At 35.2% G+C, this 20794-nt stretch carries 22 protein-coding genes; 3 read left to right on the forward strand and 19 right to left on the reverse strand.

Annotated elements, in window-relative coordinates:
* Positions 1-10: 10 nt before the first annotated feature.
* From trxA to HNQ35_RS04340, 14 genes are all read right to left on the reverse strand, one after another.
* Complete coding sequence (gene trxA / locus HNQ35_RS04275) at positions 11-325, reverse strand: thioredoxin (protein ID WP_146937689.1); 315 nt, start codon at positions 323-325, stop codon at positions 11-13.
* A gap of 155 nt (positions 326-480) precedes the next feature.
* Positions 481-1458, reverse strand: a complete 978-nt coding sequence (locus tag HNQ35_RS04280) for an electron transfer flavoprotein subunit alpha/FixB family protein (protein ID WP_146937691.1) — start codon at positions 1456-1458, stop codon at positions 481-483.
* A 29-nt stretch (positions 1459-1487) separates the two neighbouring features.
* Positions 1488-2261, reverse strand: coding sequence for an electron transfer flavoprotein subunit beta/FixA family protein (locus HNQ35_RS04285; protein ID WP_146937693.1), 774 nt, complete (start codon positions 2259-2261; stop codon positions 1488-1490).
* Between the two features lie 27 nt (positions 2262-2288).
* Positions 2289-3062, reverse strand: a complete 774-nt coding sequence (locus HNQ35_RS04290) for an enoyl-CoA hydratase (protein ID WP_146937695.1) — start codon at positions 3060-3062, stop codon at positions 2289-2291.
* A gap of 89 nt (positions 3063-3151) precedes the next feature.
* Positions 3152-3739 carry a fatty acid metabolism transcriptional regulator FadR gene (fadR, locus tag HNQ35_RS04295; protein ID WP_146937697.1) on the reverse strand — a complete coding sequence of 196 codons (588 nt, stop codon included), beginning with the start codon at positions 3737-3739 and terminating at the stop codon, positions 3152-3154.
* Between the two features lie 135 nt (positions 3740-3874).
* Positions 3875-5554, reverse strand: a complete 1680-nt coding sequence (locus HNQ35_RS04300; RefSeq protein WP_146937699.1) for a long-chain-fatty-acid--CoA ligase — start codon at positions 5552-5554, stop codon at positions 3875-3877.
* A 174-nt stretch (positions 5555-5728) separates the two neighbouring features.
* The gene (locus HNQ35_RS04305; protein WP_146937701.1) at positions 5729-6142 is read right to left on the reverse strand and encodes a DUF350 domain-containing protein; all 414 of its coding nucleotides are present in this window, start codon (positions 6140-6142) and stop codon (positions 5729-5731) included.
* Between the two features lie 27 nt (positions 6143-6169).
* Complete coding sequence (locus HNQ35_RS04310) at positions 6170-8512, reverse strand: endonuclease MutS2 (RefSeq protein WP_146937703.1); 2343 nt, start codon at positions 8510-8512, stop codon at positions 6170-6172.
* A 33-nt stretch (positions 8513-8545) separates the two neighbouring features.
* Positions 8546-10264 carry a DNA polymerase/3'-5' exonuclease PolX gene (gene polX / locus HNQ35_RS04315; RefSeq protein ID WP_146937705.1) on the reverse strand — a complete coding sequence of 573 codons (1719 nt, stop codon included), beginning with the start codon at positions 10262-10264 and terminating at the stop codon, positions 8546-8548.
* A 105-nt stretch (positions 10265-10369) separates the two neighbouring features.
* Positions 10370-10924: a CvpA family protein gene (locus HNQ35_RS04320; RefSeq protein WP_146937707.1), complete on the reverse strand. Its 555-nt coding sequence runs from the start codon at positions 10922-10924 to the stop codon at positions 10370-10372.
* A gap of 1 nt (position 10925) precedes the next feature.
* A complete protein-coding gene (gene zapA, locus HNQ35_RS04325; RefSeq protein ID WP_146937709.1) occupies positions 10926-11195 on the reverse strand; it encodes a cell division protein ZapA in 270 nt (89 codons plus the stop codon).
* A 239-nt stretch (positions 11196-11434) separates the two neighbouring features.
* Positions 11435-13864 carry a phenylalanine--tRNA ligase subunit beta gene (gene pheT / locus HNQ35_RS04330; protein ID WP_146937711.1) on the reverse strand — a complete coding sequence of 810 codons (2430 nt, stop codon included), beginning with the start codon at positions 13862-13864 and terminating at the stop codon, positions 11435-11437.
* Positions 13865-13878: 14 nt separating this feature from the next.
* Positions 13879-14913: a phenylalanine--tRNA ligase subunit alpha gene (gene pheS / locus HNQ35_RS04335; RefSeq protein ID WP_146937713.1), complete on the reverse strand. Its 1035-nt coding sequence runs from the start codon at positions 14911-14913 to the stop codon at positions 13879-13881.
* A gap of 326 nt (positions 14914-15239) precedes the next feature.
* On the reverse strand, positions 15240-16001 hold the full coding sequence (locus tag HNQ35_RS04340) for a TrmH family RNA methyltransferase (protein ID WP_307724225.1): 762 nt from the start codon (positions 15999-16001) through the stop codon (positions 15240-15242).
* Between the two features lie 102 nt (positions 16002-16103).
* Here HNQ35_RS04340 and sspI point away from each other — a divergent pair, with 102 nt between their 5' ends.
* Positions 16104-16334 (forward strand): small acid-soluble spore protein SspI, encoded by a 231-nt coding sequence (gene sspI, locus HNQ35_RS04345; RefSeq protein WP_146937715.1) that lies wholly within the window; start codon positions 16104-16106, stop codon positions 16332-16334.
* Between the two features lie 129 nt (positions 16335-16463).
* On the forward strand, positions 16464-17072 hold the full coding sequence (locus HNQ35_RS14400) for a lytic transglycosylase domain-containing protein (protein ID WP_146937717.1): 609 nt from the start codon (positions 16464-16466) through the stop codon (positions 17070-17072).
* Positions 17073-17207: 135 nt separating this feature from the next.
* On the opposite strand, the gene HNQ35_RS04355 is transcribed toward HNQ35_RS14400, so the two are convergent.
* Both HNQ35_RS04355 and dut read right to left on the reverse strand, forming a co-directional pair.
* Entirely contained in the window at positions 17208-18293 is a 1086-nt protein-coding gene (locus HNQ35_RS04355; RefSeq protein WP_146937719.1) for a M42 family metallopeptidase, read from the reverse strand.
* 83 nt (positions 18294-18376) lie between these two features.
* On the reverse strand, positions 18377-18811 hold the full coding sequence (dut, locus tag HNQ35_RS04360) for a dUTP diphosphatase (protein ID WP_146937722.1): 435 nt from the start codon (positions 18809-18811) through the stop codon (positions 18377-18379).
* Positions 18812-19024: 213 nt separating this feature from the next.
* Between dut and HNQ35_RS04365 the strand changes: the two genes are divergently transcribed.
* Positions 19025-19420: a sigma-w pathway protein ysdB gene (locus HNQ35_RS04365; protein ID WP_146937724.1), complete on the forward strand. Its 396-nt coding sequence runs from the start codon at positions 19025-19027 to the stop codon at positions 19418-19420.
* Between the two features lie 179 nt (positions 19421-19599).
* On the opposite strand, the gene rplT is transcribed toward HNQ35_RS04365, so the two are convergent.
* Genes rplT through infC form a run of 3 tightly spaced genes read right to left on the reverse strand, consistent with a single transcriptional unit; the run spans position 19600 to position 20763 of the window.
* On the reverse strand, positions 19600-19956 hold the full coding sequence (gene rplT / locus HNQ35_RS04370; protein WP_146937726.1) for a 50S ribosomal protein L20: 357 nt from the start codon (positions 19954-19956) through the stop codon (positions 19600-19602).
* A gap of 51 nt (positions 19957-20007) precedes the next feature.
* A complete protein-coding gene (rpmI, locus tag HNQ35_RS04375; protein WP_146937727.1) occupies positions 20008-20199 on the reverse strand; it encodes a 50S ribosomal protein L35 in 192 nt (63 codons plus the stop codon).
* A gap of 60 nt (positions 20200-20259) precedes the next feature.
* Complete coding sequence (infC, locus tag HNQ35_RS04380) at positions 20260-20763, reverse strand: translation initiation factor IF-3 (RefSeq protein WP_146937728.1); 504 nt, start codon at positions 20761-20763, stop codon at positions 20260-20262.
* Between the last annotated feature and the right edge of the window lie 31 nt (positions 20764-20794).

Genomic DNA, 20794 nt, shown 5'->3' on the forward strand with positions numbered 1-20794 from the left:
TGTTTTTTATTTACGCATGTTTATTAACTAAATCAACTAGCGCTTCTTTTGGACGAAAACCAACAACTTGGTCAACGACATTTCCATCTTTAAATAGAAGTAAAGTTGGAATACTCATAACACCGAATTTAGCTGCCGTTTCTTGATTTTCATCAACGTTAAGTTTAACAATTTGTACCTTTTCACCTAACTCTTTATCTAAATCCTCTAATACTGGTGCAATCATTTTACATGGTCCACACCATGGTGCCCAAAAGTCAGCTAAAACTAAGCCTTCAGATGTTTCTTTTGCGAAATTTTGATCTGTTACATCAAGAATTGCCATTAACATATCCTCCTTAATCATTACTGTCAAATTGACTAGTGCAAACTGAGTATATCATTAAACACGATTTCTTACCTAACAGTTTGCTTAAAGCAAGTAAAATCATACATGTTAATGAAAAGATCTAGCATATTAAGCTAGATCTTTTTGCAGTTTTAATTTTCTGCTTTAATCTTCTTAACTTCTTCAATTAATAATGGTAACACTTCGAACATATCACCAACAATACCGTAGTCAGCAATGTTAAAAATGTTTGCTTCTGGGTCTTTGTTAACTGCAACAATAACTTTAGAGTTAGACATTCCCGCTAAATGCTGAATAGCACCTGAGATACCAAAAGCAATATATAAGTCTGGAGTAACTACTTTACCTGTTTGACCGATTTGTAGTGAATAGTCACAGTATCCAGCATCACAAGCCCCACGTGAAGCTCCGACTGCTGCACCTAAAAGATCTGCTAACTCGTATAAAGAATCAAATCCTTCTTTACTTTTAACAGCTCTTCCACCTGCAATAACAATACTTGCTTCAGATAAATCGACACCTTCTGATTTTTTACGGATAACTTCTTTGATAATTGTACGTAAGTCTTTAATCTCGACATCTTTTGATTCTACTTCTCCAGAAAGTGATTCATCACGTTCAAGTGCTGGAATGTTATTTGGACGGATTGTAACAAAGACAAGTCCTTCCTTAATAACTTTCTTCTCAAATGCCTTACCTGAATAGATTGGACGTATAAACACCGTCTCGCCATCTTCTTCATTTATTTCTGTCACATCTGAAATAAGACCTGTATTTAGCTTACTAGCAATTTTCGGTGTTAAATCTTTACCGATAGCTGTATGGCCCATGACAATTGCATCAGGTGCTTCATCTTCTATGACAGCCTTAACTGCCTGACCATAACCGTCAGAAGTATAATGACCTAACTTTTCATCTGCTACTGTTACAACACGATTTGCTCCGTAATAGATTAGTTCTTGTGCGAGCTCTTCTAAGTTATCATCCCCACAAAGAACACCCACAATTTCACCGTCGGATTTAATTTTCTTTGCTGCTGCAATCGCTTCGAACGTTACATTTCTTAATGTCCCATCACGTGATTCCCCAATTACTAATACCTTACTCATGTGAGTTTCTCCTTTCCATCTCTCTATTTTTATAGTACTTTTGCTTCATCTTTCAATAAGGACACGAGTTCTTTAACTTGATCTTCAATTTCACCTTCTAAAATGCGTCCTGCTTCTTTTTCAGGTGGTAGGAAAATATCGATAGTTTCTGTCTTCGGCTCTAAATCATCTTCATCTAAATCCAAATCATCAAGTTCCAGTTCTTCTAATGGTTTTTTCTTCGCTTTCATAATTCCTGGTAATGACGGATAACGTGGTTCGTTCAAACCTTGTTGACATGTAACAAGTAGTGGTAAACTTGTTTCAACTTTTTCCACATCACCTTCGACATCTTTTTCGATGTGAACGGTTTCATTTTCAATATCTAGACCAACAATTGTTGTTACAAACGGAATATCTAATTTCTCTGCAAGTCTTGGACCGACTTGACCACTTGCTTCATCAATTGCAACATTACCTGCTAAAATAAGATCAACATCTTTATCTTCAAAGTAAGCAGCTAAGATTTCAGTCGTTGTATACTGATCGCCTTCTTCTAAGTCGTCTTCAGTATTGATTAATACTGCTTTATCAGCTCCCATAGCTAGAGCAGTACGAAGTTGTTTTTCAGAATCCTCATCACCTACAGTAACAACTGTCACCTCTCCACCATGTTCATCTCGCTGCTTAATTGCCTCTTCAACTGCATATTCATCATACGGGTTGATGATGTATTCAGCACTATCATCTTCTATACGTCCATCTGAAACAACGATTTTTTCTTCAGTATCAAATGTCTTTTTTAATAGTACATAAATATTCATTCCATTTCCTCCTAATCTGTATATCAATTATTTATCTTTAAATTGCGGTTGACGCTTTTCTAAAAATGCTTGGACCCCTTCTTTTGCATCTTCTGATCCAAAAACTTCACTAAATAGGAGTGCTTCCTTTTCTACACCTTCAACAAATTGGCTCGTTTTTGCATATGGAATTAATTTCATGATGCGTTCAATAGATGGTTTGCTTTTTTCAGCAATTTGCTTTGCAAGACTCATTGCTTCATCTAGTAAATCATTCTCTGACGCCACTCTATTAACAAGACCCCATGAATAGGCTTCACTGCCTGTTATTGGTTCACCTGTTAATATCATTTCATATGCTTTAGCAGTACCTACATAACGTGGTAAACGTTGTGTTCCAGCAAACCCTGGAATAATACCAAGGTTCAACTCTGGTAAACCTAGCTTAGCATTTTCCGTCACGATACGAATATGACATGCCAAGGCTAGTTCTAAACCACCACCTAAAGCAGCCCCATGAATAGCTGCTATAAATGGGATGGAAGAGTTTTCAATACGATCGAAAACTTTATGACCGCGTTGTGCTAATGCTTTAAAGTCTGAAGTTTCCTGTAAGTTTGTAAACTCTTTCACATCTGCACCTGCAGAGAAAAATCGTCCATCACCTTTTATCACAATCACTTTAGCAAGCTGTTCTTCTTGCACTCGATCAAGCAATTGATCTAACTCATTTAATAAGGTTGTCGATAATGCATTTGCTGGTGGACTTTTAATTGTAATGATACCAATTTTATCTTCTAACTGAAACTGAAGCAACCTCATTTTATCCCCCCCTCAGTGTTATTCTATCAAAAAATGATGATATACTCATCTTTTTAACAAAGTAAGGAACAAAATAAGTAAAAATAACACTATTCACTTGGTGATAAACCGTTCATTAAAAGGTCATGAACATCTGGAGCGAGGCTGACCAAATCAAACTTTTGATTTTTCATAACCCAATTGGTAACAGTCTCATCTATCGTTCCAAAAATCATTTGCCGCATAAGTGGAATATTTAAATCACGACGAATAACATGTTGCTCCATTCCCTCTTTTAATATCATGTCAATAATATCTAAATAGTCTTTGAGCACATTGTTAATTTGTTGCCTTATCTTAGGATCTGACTGTCGCAATTCAAGTTGAGTAACAATAGCTAGATGGTGATCGACTGCTAGCTGTTCAAAATGTAGCCTGATTAATGTGAGTAGCTTCTTTTGTATATCCTTCTCTTTATGAGTTGCATCAGCTATTTTTTGTATAAATTGTCCCATTTTTTCTCTAAATACAGAAACAAGAATATCTTCTTTATTTTTAAAATAGAGATAAATCGTACCATCAGCGACTCCAGCTTTTTTGGCGATTTTTGAAACTTGAGACGCATGATAACCATTTTCTGCTATAACTTGTACGGCACCGTCAATAATTGCTTTATATTTCGGTCTGTTTTTCTTCATCGTAAATCTCCTTACTCGCTCACAACGCAAAGTGAATGAACAATCATTCATATACAGTGTATAAGTAGATAGTTTGTTAGTCAAATAATAAGCTCGTCTATTATTATATATATTAATAAAAAGCAGTCAACTTCTTTATTGAACTTTTTGTAAATCCTCCTCAATGAGTTGTCTTCGTAGTATCTTTCCTACGGCTGTTTTAGGTAGTTCTTCGCGAAATTCATAAATTCTTGGTACTTTATATGCTGCCAAATGTTTTCGACAATATTGATCAAGTTCTTTTTCTGTTAATGCATAGCCTTTCTTCGGTACAATATAAGCCTTAACTGTTTCTCCACGATATGGATCAGGAATACCAGCAACTACCGCTTCCATGATACCTTCATGTTCATATAACACTTCTTCAATTTCCCGTGGATATATATTATATCCACCCGCAATTATCATATCTTTACTGCGATCAACAACATAAAAATAACCATCTTCATCCATATAACCTAAATCACCAGTCAATAACCAACCATCTTTAAATGCGTGTTCTGTTTCTTCAGGTTTGTTCCAATAGCCTTTCATCACTTGTGGCCCTTTAATTGCAATTTCACCTATTTCACCTATTTCTGCTTCTTCACGTGTTTCCATATTTAGGATAGTAGCATCTGTATCAGGCCACGGTACGCCAATACTACCAGATACACGACGTCCCCAAACGAAGTTCGCATGTGTGACAGGTGATGTTTCGGTTAAGCCATATCCTTCTACTAATCGACCGCCTGTTATAGCTTCAAACTTTTGTTGTACATCAACTGGTAACGGAGCAGATCCACTAATACAAGCTTCAATGGAAGATAAGTCATATTTTTCTAATTTAGGATGATTTAATATACCAACATATATTGTTGGTGCTCCAGGGAATAGTGTTGTTTTATGTTTTTCAATAGTTTTTAATACTTCCTCTGGTTCAAATTTTGGTAGTAACACCATTTTAGCACCAAACATAATCGACAAATTCATAACCGTTGTCATACCATATACATGGAAAAATGGTAATACGCCGAGAACAACTTCTTCTCCCTGTTTTGCTTTATAAATCCACGCTTGGCACATTTGTGTATTAGCAACTAAATTATAATGCGTCAGCATGACACCTTTCGGATAACCTGTTGTTCCACCTGTATATTGGAGTAAAGCCAAATCTTCTTTCGGATCAACTGAAACTTCTTGATACCTATTTGTATCCGCTTTCATTATTGTTGACCAAACATGCGTATCCTGTGATTGTTCAGGTTTTACGACAACACCGTATTGTTTCCTTTGTATAAATGGATATATTAAATTCTTAGGGAATGGTAAATAATCCTTAATACCTGTTACGATGACATGCTCTAATTCTGTTTCATGTCTTACATTAGAGACCGTTGGAAACAATATATCTAAACAAACAATCACCTTTGCCCCTGAATCAGTTAGTTGATACACTAATTCTCTTTCTTTGTATAGTGGATTCGTTTGCACAACTACTCCACCGACTAATAATGCCCCATAATAACTGATAACGGCTTGTGGACTATTCGGTAGCATGACTGCTATACGATCACCTTTTTGAACCCCTAATTGTTGTAAATACGATGCAAATTGAATGGATTGATTATACAATTCCTGAAACGATATATCTTTCCCCAAAAAATGAAGCGCTTTCTTTTCTTTGTAATTTGAAGCAGCTTCCTTTAAAAAATCTTGTAATGGCTTTTCATCATAATCAATCGAAGTCGGTATTTCTTCCGGATAATGAGCAAGCCACCTCTTCTTAAGAGTCATTTTCATCTCCTCCTTTGTTATTATGTATATCCATTATACCGACTTCCATGCTTTTTTAAAAATATTTATTCTTATCATTATCTAAATTTGAATTAAATATATAACACCGATAACGACAAATAATATCGATACGACTATTAATACTTTCGCTAACGTTTCCATTATATTCTCTCCTTAACCAACACTAATACTTGCTCCAATGACAAATGACAAACCAAGAGAGATGATTAATGACAAAAGACCAACTGCCATATTGCCTTTTCCTATTTCTTCATCAATTTTAATTGTTGGCGTTAAAAATTCAAAAATAAAATAGCCTGATAGTAATAGGAGAAAGCCAAGTGTTCCCCATCCTATACTCTGTAAAAGCGTATCATTATGCTCAATAGAATAGCGAAAAATAATCGCAATCCCTATAATCTTACCTCCTGTCGCCATTGCAACAGCGAGGTTTCCTTTTTTTATTTCTTCCCAGTTTTTATATGATGTGACAATTTCAAATATCGCCAAAAAAACAAATGAACAGAGAATAACAACACTATATCTTGCAACAGTTTCGACTACAACATTTTCCCAAAAGCCATTCATCACATTCATCTCCCATTTGAACACATTTTATTTAAGTGTTAAAACTGTTACGCCATTTCCACCTTCATTTATTTTACCTGACCGATAAGAGTCAATAGATGGGTGTGATTTAGCAAAGTCATGAACGCCTTTTCTCAAGGCACCTGTCCCTTTTCCATGAATGATATATACTTGATCATATCCTGCTAACAGAGCGTCATCAAGATATTTTTCTAATTCTAATAATGCATCTTCAAAACGTTCCCCACGCAAATCGAGTTCATTTTTAACATGGTATTGTTTTCCTTTAACTGTTGCTACTGGATTAACATATGCTTGCTCTCTTTTTCCAACTAACATTAAGTCTTTACGTTTTACTTTTAACTTCATCATACCTACTTGAACGAAATATTCATTTTTACCGAGTTGTTCAACTATCGTTCCTTGTTGATTTAACGAAATGAGCTTTACTTCATCACCAATAGCTAATTCAACGTCTTCTTGTTCAGTCATTGTTTGAGAAGCTGTTTTCTCTTTAACAAGTGTTGGTTCGGCTTCATCTAACGCCTTCTTTGCTTCAATCCACTTATGTTCTTTAATCTGAGCATGACTTTTCATATTTCTTAACTCTTCAACAATTATTTCCGCTTCTTCACGTGCTTTTTCAATCGCTTTTTGAGCTTTTTCCTCGGCTATTTTAAATAAAGATTCCCGCTTTTGCTCAAAAATAACAACTGCTTGTTTTAATTCATGTAACAGCTGCTCACTTTCCAATAAAATACGATGAGCCTGTTCATAATCTTTTTCTGCTTGGATATTAGATTGTTCTAAAGAAGAAATCATCTGTTCTACACTTTTGGAATCTGTCCCTATATGCGATTTCGCCCGTTCAATAATATGCTCTGAAAGACCAAGACGTTGAGATATATCAAATGCATTACTTTTTCCTGGTACACCGATAAGTAATCGATACGTAGGTTGTAACGTCTCTACATCAAACTCCATTGAAGCATTAATAACTTGTTCTCGGTTATATCCGTATGCTTTTAATTCGGGATAATGTGTTGTTGCGATGACACGAGCTCCCCTTGAAACAGCTTCATCGAGTATAGCAATTGCTAAAGCAGCACCTTCTTGTGGATCTGTACCAGCACCCAACTCATCGAATAAGACAAGTGATTGCTCATCCATATCTTCCATAATCTGAACAATATTTTTCATATGAGATGAGAATGTACTCAAGTTCTGTTCAATAGATTGCTCATCACCAATATCAGCATATACATGGTTGAAAACAGCTAATTCACATCCATCTAACGCTGGGACTTGTAATCCGGCTTGTGCCATTAACGTGAAAAGCCCGACCATCTTTAATGTAACGGTTTTTCCACCTGTATTGGGACCTGTGATAACGATGGATGTAAATTCTTTTCCAATTTCAATATCATTGGCAACGACTTCTTCCATTTTAATAAGTGGATGACGTGCTTGCTTCATCCGAATAAATCCGTGATGATTCATAGTCGGACGTGAAGCCCGCATTTCCTGTGCAAGTTTACCACGTGCATGAATAAAATCAATTTTAGCAAGTATATCAATATTTTGTTCTAGCTCAAGGCGATGTTCTGCGATACGTTGAGTTAACTCAGTTAAAATACGTTCAATTTCTCTCTTTTCTTCCATTTTACCTTCTCGCATTTTATTATTTAACTCAACAACGATGCGTGGTTCCATAAATAATGTTTGCCCAGATGCGGATTGATCATGCACGATACCACCAATTGTCGCACGATATTCTTGTTTAACTGGAATGACATAACGATCATTGCGAATCGTAACTATAGCGTCTGATAACATTTTACTACGTAAACGCGTCAATTCATTTAATTTTTGCCGAATTCTACTTTCGTATGAGCGAATTGCTGAGCGAATATTTTTTAATTTACTAGAAGCTTCATCTTTAATATCACCTTGATCATCAATACAACGGGTAATATGTTGTTCTAAAGGTCGCAGTGATTTAATCTTTTCCGCTAATCCTTTTAACAATGGGATATCTATCTCTAAAGACTCAATGGCATTTTTTGTTTGTCTACCACCATAAATGGTACTAGCGACTTGTATACATTCCTCAGCGTTTAATACGCCTCCAATCGAGCTTCGCTTTAAACTACTCCTTATATCAAATATCCCTCCTAAAGGTATGTTCTTATTTAGCCGTAAAATGTGAACGATCTCATCTGTTTCAGACTGCTTTTCATTCACTTTCTCAATCTCTGTATACGGTTTTATACGTTGTGCTCGTTCTTTACCCAAAGTCGTTTCTGTATGAGCACATAAACGTTTAACAATCTTATCAAATTCTAAAACGTGGTGAATGCGTTCATTCATACGTCATACTCCTTTATATCCTAATTCGCCTCTTTACCTTTTCTTGTTAATAAACCGCATTAATTTGTCTTTTGACCATGTATTTAGGACATCCTCTTTTTGCAACCACCCTTTACGTGCAATACCGACACCATATTTAATATCATCTAAAGTATCCTGTTTATGGGCATCTGTATTAATAGCGATTTTTACCCCATTCTCCTTTGCGATTCGTGTCCATTTCGCAGATAAATCAAATCGATGTGGATTCGAATTTATTTCTAACGCTGTACCAGTTTCGGCTGCAGCTTCAATTAAACGTTTTAAATCTAGGCGGTATCCTGGTCTTCTACCAATTAGTCTACCAGTTGGATGGGCGATGAGCGAAACATATGGATTTTCTAATGCTTGTAAAAGTCGGTACATTATTTTATCTTCACTTTGTTGGAAACTTGAATGAATAGCACCAATAACAAAATCCATTTCTTTTAAAAACTCATTAGAAAAGTCTAATCGTCCGTCTGGTAAAATGTCCATCTCAACTCCAGCAAAAATATGAATATCCGTATATGTTTCATTTAGTTTTTCAATTTCCTCACGCTGCATACGAAGGCGTTTTTCATTTAGTCCATTCGCTACAAAAAGCGACTTTGAATGATCAGTAATAGCAATATATTCATATCCGCGTTTCCTAGCACTTTCAACCATTTCTTCTAATGAATGGGCTCCATCACTCCAGGTGGTGTGCATATGCAAATCTCCCTTTATGTCACACACATTAAGGACAGGTACTTCTTTAGTAAATGCTTCGATTTCTCCTTTATTTTGACGAACTTCTGGTGGAATTTCATGGAGACCGAAATGGTTAAAAAATGCTCTTTCTGATGGAAATGTAAGTAGTTCTTTCGTATTTTCAATTTCAACTCCATATTCATTGATTTTTTCACCACGGGCTTTCGCTAATTGACGCATTGCCACATTATGTTCTTTTGAACCTGTAAAATGATGTAAAGTTGTAGGGAACTCTGCTTCTTTAACAAGACGAAAATCAACTTGAATCCCAAGTGAGTCTTCTAATATAACAGATACTTTTGTATTTCCAGATGCAATAACTTTTTGAATTCCATCCATATTCAATAGATAATTACGCACTTTCTCGGGTTTATCTGTTGCAATAATAAAATCAATATCCCGAATCATTTCTTCTAATCGTCTTAAACTACCTGCAACGGAGAATTTCTGAATATGTGGACCGTTCTCTAAATACTTAGAAAGGCGATTAGCAATGGGTAATACTGTGGCAATGGGGAATCTTTCTGGCCGCTTATTTGCCTGTTCAAGCGCATGTAAAATATTTTGTGCTGATTTCTCACCAAATCCTGGTAATTTTTCTATCTTTTTATCAAGAATTGCTTTTTTTAATGATGCTTCATCTGTCACTCCAAGTTCCTGATAAAATTTTGCTAATGTTTTGCCACCTAGCCCTGGAACATTTAATAATGATAATAAACCTTTTGGAATTTCTCGTTCTAATTCAGCCAATGTTTCCGAATGACCTTCCAATAAATATTCAACAATCACCGCATTTGTTCCTTTTCCAATCCCTTTAATAGACGTGAAATCTTCTATTTCACTTAAAGAGCGGGCATCTGCTTCTAATGCAGCAGCTGCACGTCTATAAGCTGAAATTTTAAATGGATTTTCCCCTTTTATTTCAAGGTATAGAGCAATTTTTTCAAGCAATTGAATAACATCTTTCTTATTCTTTGCCAATGCAATCACCTCATTTTCTCATATTAAACGAAAAAGACTCATTCCATAACAGGACTTAACAGATTAAACCTGAAGAATCAGCCTTTTTCTATATATTCATTCATCTTATAAATTAATGATATAATGTAAGCTAACAAACCACAGATCCTTTAACTTTTCTGATAAAAAAGGTGTACTTTTAATCATTGTTTGTGCTAATGATGACTGATTTATCATATCTTGAACTGGATCTATAGGCGTCAATGATAAAATAAATAAAACGATAAAGACGAGTAAATAAACTTCAATAAATCCTAAAATGCCTCCACTTACTTTATTAACTGCATGAAGAATCGGTAATGATGCTACAAAATCTAGCATTGAAGCCAATATTTGTAAAGCTATTTTCGTAGCGAAGAAGATAATCATAAATGAAATCATATTATAAAAAGCGTCTTGAGCTAATGATGAATTTAATATATCTGCCCATATATGATCGCCTTTCAATCCAGGAAATGGAATCCACATTGTTATACGCTCAGCTAACTTCTTATAATTTAATACAGCTACAATAAACGCAACGATAAAGCCGATGAGATGGAACACTTGCAAGATTAACCCACGCTTCATTCCCATTAAAATACCAAAGATTAATAAGAAAATAATTAATAAGCTCATCATTCTACTTTCCTCTTCCTCTACCTTTTTTCATGGAGCCGAGTAATGTTGCGTAATCTTCCTTAAGTTTTAAGTAATTGTTCATTGTATTAACTGCAGTTAATACAGCTAAACTTGTTGTATCAAGACTTTGATTCATTTTTTGTATCTCTTGCATCTTTTGATCAACTAGACTTGCTACGAGTTGAACATGTGAAGCAGGCTCATTACCAACTATTGTATATGAACGATTGTGAATCATGACAGTTGTACGATTTTTCTCTTCTTGCTCCATCTTACATTCCTCCATATATTCCTACTACCAATTGATACACAATTTAAAAAAACAAATTTCCTTATTTTATCTTAACATGAAGTAAAGCATTTGGGAAACTCTAATTTCAAGCACAGTTTCTGACAAAATGTCAAGCATTTGTTCGACTCGTTTAAATTCTTCATTTGTGTATTTTACATTTGGTTGATGAGCATTTGTAATTGAAAAGGAGCCCCTACTCTTATGGGGACTCCTTTTACTTATGAACGAACATAAGCATCAAATGTTTTATTAACTTGTTCAATAATGTCTTTAAAAGATATATCTACTTCGTCATCTTTTAATGTTTTATTAGGATCTTGATAGACTAGGTTGTATGCAACCGATTTTTTACCTTTTGGCAAATGTTCACCACTATACACATCAAATATATGAACTGCTTTAACGAGTGGTGAGCCTATCTTTTCGATTAATGATTTGACATCACCTGCTAACACATCTTCATCCAAAATAAAAGCTACATCACGTTCAATCGATGGATATTTAGGAATTGGTTCATATGTTGCATGATGCGTATGTGCATCTAAAATGGCCTCAGCATTTAAATCAAACACATAAGTTTCTTTTAAATCCATTTCCTTCTGCACAAGAGGATGAATTTGACCTAAAAAGCCTATTGGCTCGTTATTCATATATATTGTCGCACAACGACCAGGATGCATTTGTGGAAGTTTGGACGCTTTATACTCTATAGGTAATTGTAAGTATTGAAACAATCCTTCCAGTATACCTTTAACGACAAAGAAATCTACTTGTTTACTAGCACCTTGCCATTTATGATCAACCCACTCACCCGTTAATGCTCCAGACAGACGCAATTCTTCGGCAGGCTGTTTCGTAATAACTTCTTCTTTTGAAATAAATATATTTCCCAACTCATAAAATGCCAAATCATATTCGTTTCGTGCTTTATTGTATGCGACTGATTTTAAAAGTTCTGGTATGAGACTCAACCGTAAATATTGATGATCTTCTGTCATTGGTTTTTGGACAGAAATAGGATGTGGGTTTATGGCTTGAATTTCAGGACTCAAAAAGCGCGTGGCATACTTTTCTTTCGTCAACGCATATGTCCTTGCTTCCATTAATCCAGCACCTTGTAAAAATGTTCTCAATTTACGAATCAGTTGTTGACGATTTGTTAAAGCACCAACTTGTGAAAAATGCTTTGGTAATGTGTAAGGTAAATGATCATATCCATAAATACGAGCCACTTCTTCTAACATATCTTCAAAAATAGTAATGTCCCCACGGCGAGTTGGAACATGCACTGTGAATTCTTTATTCTCTTGCTCGTAGTCGAAGCGAAGCTTTTTTAAAATATGTGCGATTTCTTCTGATGTCATTTCTGACCCTAAACGCTTATTAATGTTATCAGTATTTATTACAACCGTCTTCTCTGAACGATCTAATTTATCATATTCCACAACACCTTTTAACACTTGTGCATTCGCATATTTCTCTAATAATTGACATGCTCTAACGCCTGCTTGACGAACACGATTAGGATCAACGCCTTTTTCAAATCTAGTACTCGCTTCACTTCGTAATCCCGTCTTTTTCACCGTTTTTCTAACGGAACCTGGATCAAAATAAGCTGCCTCAAGTAAGATATTTGTCGTCCCATCATGAACCTCTGTATTAGCACCACCCATAACACCTGCTAAAGCAATTGGTTCTTTTCCATTTGTAATGACTAAATCTTCATTTGTCAATTGTCGTTCCACATTATCCAACGTTTCAATCTTTTCTCCTTCAATTGCTCGACGAACAAGTATATCTTTACTGTTTAAACGATCATAGTCAAATGCATGAAGGGGTTGTCCATACTCTAAAAGGACGTAATTTGTAATATCGACAACATTATTAATCGGACGAATGCCTGCAGCCATTAAAAAATGTTGCATCCACAATGGGGATGGTTTAATGTCAACGTTTTTTACGATAAAAGCTCCATAGTATGAACATAAATCTGTTGACTCGACAGTTACATTCACATAGTGTTTAGCTTCTTCATCAATTTCATTGACACTTACCTCTGGTAAACGAAGAGGCTGATCCAAAATAGCTGCTACTTCATAAGCAACACCTAACATACTTAAACTATCGGCACGATTTGGTGTTAAATCAAACTCTAAAACGACATCATCCAAATTAAGTAACGATTCTACCCGCTCTCCAACATGAACGTCATCTGGAAAAATATAAATACCATCAGCATACTCACTTGGAATATACTTTTCATCGATTCCTAATTCCTGTAATGAACAAATCATCCCGTTTGATTCAACACCACGTAATGTAACTTTTTTAATCTTTATGTTACCTGGTAAAGTTGCACCTGGTTTTGCCACAATAACTTTTTGTCCTTTTGCCACATTCGGTGCACCACATACGATTTGCAAAGTCTCATCTTGACCAATATCAACATGACAGACTTTTAGCTTATCAGCATTCGGATGTTTTTCACATGATTCCACATAACCAACGATAACATCTGGATTTGCTTCACCTATGTATTCAATACGTTCGACTTCAATCCCTGATTTTGTGATTCGTTCTGCTAATTCTTCAGGACTAATATGAGATATATCAACATATTTATTTAACCAATTTAATGATACGAGCATAATATATAGACCTCCTAAGCTTGATGGTATTGCGTCACAAAGCGCTTGTCATTCATATAAAATTGTCGAATATCGTTGACCCCGTACTTTAACATAGCAATTCGGTCTGTACCCATCCCGAATGCAAAGCCAGTATAAACTTTCGGGTCATAGCCTGCCATTTCTAACACTCGTGGGTGCACCATTCCCCCACCTAATACTTCAATCCAACCTGTTTGTTTACAAACAGAACAACCTTTCTTTGAACACACTTTACATGAAATATCCATTTCAACAGATGGTTCAGTAAATGGGAAAAAACTTGGACGAAGACGAATTTCACGATCTTCACCAAACATTTTTTTCGCAAACAAATTCAAAATGCCTTTTAAATCACTCATACGTACATCTTTATCAACGTATAAACCTTCTATTTGATTGAATTGATGTGAATGTGTCGCATCGTCATGATCACGGCGATAAACGACACCTGGACAGATCATTTTGACTGGTTTTTCACCTTTATAAGCATTCATTGTTCGTGCTTGTACAGGGGATGTATGTGTTCTCAACAATAATTCATTTGTAATATAGAATGAATCTTGCATATCTCTAGCTGGATGATTTTGCGGTAAGTTTAACGCTTCAAAATTATAATAATCCGTCTCTACTTGTGGACCTTCTTTTACTTCAAAACCCATACCGATAAACAAATCTTCTATTTCTTGAACGATATGTGTTAATAGATGTGGTCCACCAACTTGGATAGGGCGACCAGGTAGTGTGACATCAATTACTTCTTCTTGTAATTGTTTATCCATTGCTTCTTGTTCTAACTTAGCTTGTTTTTCTTCAATTGATGATGTAATAGCCTGACGGATCTTGTTGGCCATCTCACCAATAATCGGGCGTTCTTCTTTCGCTAACTTCCCCATACCTCTTAGGACACTTGTAATCGATCCTTTTTTCCCTAAATACTTAACTCTTAATTCTTGCAAAGACTTCATGTCATTAATATCTTTAATCTTAGCAACTGCTTCTTTATGAATCGTTTCGAGTTTTTCCTTCATTTCCTATACCTCCTAATAAATATATTAAAAAAACCTCCTCCCTAAAAAAGGGACGAGGTTTAAATCGCGATACCACCCTTGTTGGCATATACATGCCCAACTCTTTCATGATAACGGAATCAAATCCGGAACACCTTTACTTATCAAAATAAGGTCTAAGTGTCAGCTCCAGAGTGAAATATTAACAAAATAGAGTGGAAATGCTCTCAGTCATTGACATTTCCTTCCTTTACCCTATTTTCACTTGTTAATAGGCTCTTTCTTCGCTTTATTTTATTACAATATTACATACATATTATAATGATAGACGAATGATTTTGCAAATGCTACTTATTTATATACGTGTTTTGGACGATATAATACATCAAAATACTTGCTGCCACGCCCACATTTAATGATTCAGCTTTTCCGTAAATCGGAATTTTAACAGACAAATCTGCCTGTTCAATATATTTTTGTTTTATACCAGAGCCTTCATTTCCTAATAACAGTGCTACTTTTTCTGGTACATGAATATGTTGATAATGATGTGCTTGTTCTAGTGAAGAAGCCCAAATAGTGTACCCAATATTTTTTAACTGTTTAATCTCATGATTGAGTTTAGCTTCTTTAATCGGTATGTGAAAAAGCGATCCTTGTGTTGCGCGTATCACTTTTTCATTAAAAGCATCGACAGTTCCTTCACCGAGAATAATCCCTCCTAAACCTGCAGCATCTGCTGTTCGAATAATTGTTCCTAGATTTCCTGGATCTTGGACAGCATCAATTAGTAGGAGATGTTTACCATTTTGAATAAAAGTCTGTTTCATCTTCACGACAGCTAATATTCCTTGCGGTGATTTTGTTGTTGAAATCGATTGAAAGACTTGTTTACTTACAATTGTAATATTATTATCTGTATACCAAGACGGAATATCTATTTGATCCATAACGATGACTTCTACTATCTCCCAGTTACTTTTCCATGCTTCTTCTACTAAATGATAACCTTCAACTATAAATAATTTCGTTTTCTGTCTTTCCTTGCGTTTATGTAATTTACGCCAATCTTTTACTTTTTCATTTTGGATGGATGTAATCATGTCCATTTAAATTCCCTTTCTACTCAATCATTTACTTATGACATCATACATATTTTATCATATGGTGGTCAAACTAACCGTAGTAACTCGCATTAAAGGAGTGATCTTATGAATTTAAATTTACGAAAAGCGATTGTAGCTAATATTTCCAATAATACTCCAGAACAGCTTGAAGCAACAATTGTCGACGCGATTGAAAATGGTGAGGAGAAAATGCTCCCTGGACTCGGGGTGTTATTTGAAATTATTTGGCAAAAATCTAATACAACAAATCGCCAAGAAATGGTATCTGCTCTCGAACAAGGTGTTAAAGAAGCTAGTCAAAATTCCTCTTATTAAAAATGACAATAGATGGAGTCCAGTTTTTAGAATCAACTGAACTCCGTTTTCCTTTCTTGTCTTTATATTTACACTTTCCATTGCATCTTGTTACATTTATAGATAAAATAATAATAGGAGAGTGATGTCATGTCAATCGAACCACGTTTGATAGGACAGTATATTCAAGCTTATAGTATGCCTATGTTCTTATCAGAAACTAAACCTTTATTTTCAAGTACACAAACGATGCAAACGTTAAATTTCAGACAATTATTGCAAGAAAAAATTAATCAAGCACAACATTTATCACCTACACTTAATCGTTCGACACGACATACGAATACAATTAACAAAGAAAAAACAGAACCGATACAAATGAAGCATAACTATTCAACAGTTATTAAACAAATGGCAAAAAAGTATCATGTAGATGAAAAACTGATTCAAGCCATTATTAAACATGAGTCAAATTATAATCCACAAGCTCGAAGTCATGCTGGGGCAATTGGCCTTATGCAACTCATGCCTAACACTGCACGTTCTCTCGGTGTTACAAATCCGTATGATCCAGTTCAAAATATAGAAGGTGGGACAAAATATTTAAGACAAATGCTTGATAGATATAACGGGCGTATAGAGCTTGCTTTAGCAGCATATAATGCAGGTCCAGGTAACGTTGATAAATATCAAGGCATCCCACCATTTAAAGAAACAAATAATTATGTCAAAAAAGTAATACATACATACATTGGTTGAAAAAACTTTCATAATGATAGTGTAAAAACTTTTATCTTATTCGATTACATGATAAAAAGGAACAGCTCTTCTATTCGCGAAGCTGTTCCTTTTTATTTTAGATCCTATTTAAAAAGTGCTACTCATCTTATTAAATTAATTAAACGTGATTTTATTGACTGTCTCTCTATCCAATTTCTTTATCACTTCTACAATTAATTTAACTGCGTTTTCGAAGTCATCACGATGTAGTATCGCGGCGTGTGAGTGAATATAACGTGTTGCTATTGTAATTGATAAAGCTGGGACACCATCTGCTGTTAAATGTATTGAACCACTATCTGTTCCACCGCCTGCAATAGATGCGTACTGATAAGGTATATCTTTTTCATCAGCAGTTTGGACGACTAGATCACGTAGACCTTTATGAGATACCATCGATGCATCATATAAAATAATTTGTGGTCCATCACCTAGTTTACTATCTGCATCATGTTCACTAATTCCTGGCGTATCCCCTGCAATTCCGACATCAACGGCAAAAGCAATATCTGGTTTAATCATATGTGCTGATGTTTTAGCTCCACGAAGACCTACTTCCTCTTGAACTGTTCCAACACCATATACAATATTAGGGTGCTTGCTATTTTCTAATTGCTTTAAGACTTCAATAGCAATTGCACAGCCGATTCGGTTATCCCATGCTTTAGCCATTAGCATTTTTTCGTTCTTAAGTTGTGTAAATTCAAAATAAGGAACGATCGAATCCCCTGGTTTTACACCAAATTCGAGTGCTTCTTCCTTACTTGTTGCACCAATATCGATAAACATGTCTTTAATAGCTACAGGTTTTTTTCTTGCTTCCGGTGGTAAAATATGTGGTGGCTTCGAACCAATAACACCAGTTACATCACCTTTACTTGTCATGATTGTCACGCGTTGAGCAAGCATCACTTGACTCCACCAGCCACCAATAGTTTGAAAATATACAAATCCTTTTTCATCGATACGTGTGACCATAAATCCAATCTCATCTAAGTGACCTGCAACCATTACTTTCGGTCCGTTTTCATCACCTGTTTTTTTAGCAATTAAACTGCCTAGATGGTCTGTATAAACTTCTTCCGCATATGGCGTAATATATTTTTCCATCACATCTCTTGCTTCTTTTTCATCTCCTGAAATTGCTTTAGCATCTGTTAAATCTTTTAACATCGTTAATGTTTCATCCATTTTAGGCATTGTCATTCCTCCATTTATTTCATATGTATGCGTATATCTATTATAACGGATATTTTTCAAAAAAGTTGCGTTTTTATTTATTTTTATTTTCCAGATGAACCGAAACCATCTTCTCCTCGTTTTGACGGAGATAATTGTTCTACTTTTACAGGTTCAACTTGTAGCACTGGTGCAATAACCATCTGAGCGATTCGCATATGTTTTTCTACTGTGAAATCTTCTTTACCATGGTTAATTAATATAATTTTCAGTTCACCGCGATATCCTTCATCAATTGTTCCTGGACTATTCAAAACTGTTATTGAGTGTTTTAAGGCTAAGCCGCTTCTTGGTCTAATCTGCGCTTCAGTTCCTTTAGGTAACTCAATTTGGATACCCGTTCTAATTAACTCAGATTCCCCAGCTTTAATGACTTTTTCCTCGACAGAATATAAATCAAGTCCTGCATCCCCTTTATTCGCTCGATATGGTAACTTCGCTTCATCATGGATGAGATTAACTTTCAATTCATACGCCATTCACATCACCTATTCCGTTAGATTCTCTCTATTTCAGTCTAGCAACAATTATGTTATACACTCATAATTGATGATGCATATGATACATCTATCATAAAAGATTAGTTGTGTCATTTTATTCAATTATACCATTCATTTATATGATAAAATTATGAAACCTCTTGTAATGATAATTCGTATACAGTAATAATAAGTCTCAAGGAGATGCTACTCATGGTTGTTGTCTATCTTTTTCGCATACTCATTTTAATTGCGGTCATTACAATTATTTATACACTAATCAAATACTTTCGTAATCCGATGCGGTATTTGGCTATAGCTAAAGAAGAGGGTAATTTCTTCTTTTTAGACGATCCGAATAATAGTAAGAAAAATTTTCAAATAGTTTATAAAGGTTGTTTATTTGAAGGTGAAAAATATTTAGGAACGACAGATGAGTCATTCGAAGTTGTCACCATTCACCTATCTGTCAAAAATCCTCTCGAACTAAAAGGGTTATCAAGAGATGATCTTTATTTTCTCGAGAAAGAAATATTATTCCGTTATCCACATGCAGAACTTGAATGGAAACATCCAATCAATCAATTATTTGATACATCTAACAAATAAGTCGAGTTGAACAATGATTATACTTACTATTCTTTATACGTTGCGATTTCTAAACAAAAACCGGCTGAGTCTCACTCAACCGGTCTTGTTTTGCCTAGTACCAATCAATCACATTAGCTTTGGATATGTTTCTAAAACAAATGGGATAGATTAGATACCACTATTTCTAACAAAGACATTTATTTTAAAGCTGCTTTTGCTTGTTCAGCTAATTGAGCAAATGCTTGTTCATCATTAACTGCAAGGTCAGCTAGCATTTTACGGTTAATTTCAATTCCTGCTAATTTTAGACCGTGCATGAATTTGTTGTATGACAAGTCATTCATACGTGCAGCAGCATTAATACGTGCAATCCATAGTTTACGAAACTCACGTTTTTTCTGTTTACGGTCACGATATGCGTATTGACCTGATTTCATCACTTGTTGTTTAGCTGTTTTAAATAAAGTTCTTTTTGAACCGTAATATCCTTTTGCCAGTTTAAGAACACGTTTACGACGTTGACGTGTTACTGTACCACCTTTTACTCTTGGCATTGTTGTTCCCTCCTACGACAAATCTTTCTATTCATATTTTAGTTATTTTATTTATGGAAGCATATTTTTAATACGTTTGAAATCTCCAGAAGAGACCATTGCGCTTTTACGTAATTTACGTTTTTGCTTTTGAGATTTATTAGCGAATAAGTGACTTGTATATGCATGTGAACGTTTTAATTTCCCTGTACCTGTTCTTTTAAAACGTTTTTGAGAACCTTTATGGGTTTTCATTTTAGCCATTTGTCTTCCTCCTTGTACAATCCAACTTTTAGTTATTTCGAAGCCGTATGCTTGTCTTAATTACTTTTCATTCGAAGGCGCAAGCATCATAAACATATTGCGTCCTTCCATTCGAGCTTTGGATTCAACAACAGCGACATCTTTTAATTCATCTGCTAAGCGTTCCAAAACTTCTTTCCCCAAATCTTTATGCGTGATAGCACGTCCGCGAAAACGAACGGTCGCTTTCACTTTGTCACCTTTTTCAAGGAATTTACGTGCATTTCTTAGTTTGGTATTAAAATCATGCTCACCAATTGCCGGTGTAAAACGGACTTCCTTTACATTAATGACTCTTTGTTTTTTACGTGCTTCTTTTTCCTTTTTCTGTTGCTCATAGCGATATTTACCGAAGTCCATAATGCGACAAACAGGGGGCTTAGCATTTGGCGCTACTAATACTAAATCTAGATTTCTTGTTTTAGCGATTTCCAATGCTTCTTTACGTGACTTTACCCCTAGCTGATCACCATTTGAATCAATGAGTCGAACCTCCCTGGCACGAATTTTCTCATTGACGTTCATTTCTTTGCTAATAGCCAGACACCTCCATATT

Source organism: Cerasibacillus quisquiliarum, assembly GCF_014202495.1.
Lineage (GTDB): Bacteria > Bacillota > Bacilli > Bacillales > Amphibacillaceae > Cerasibacillus > Cerasibacillus quisquiliarum.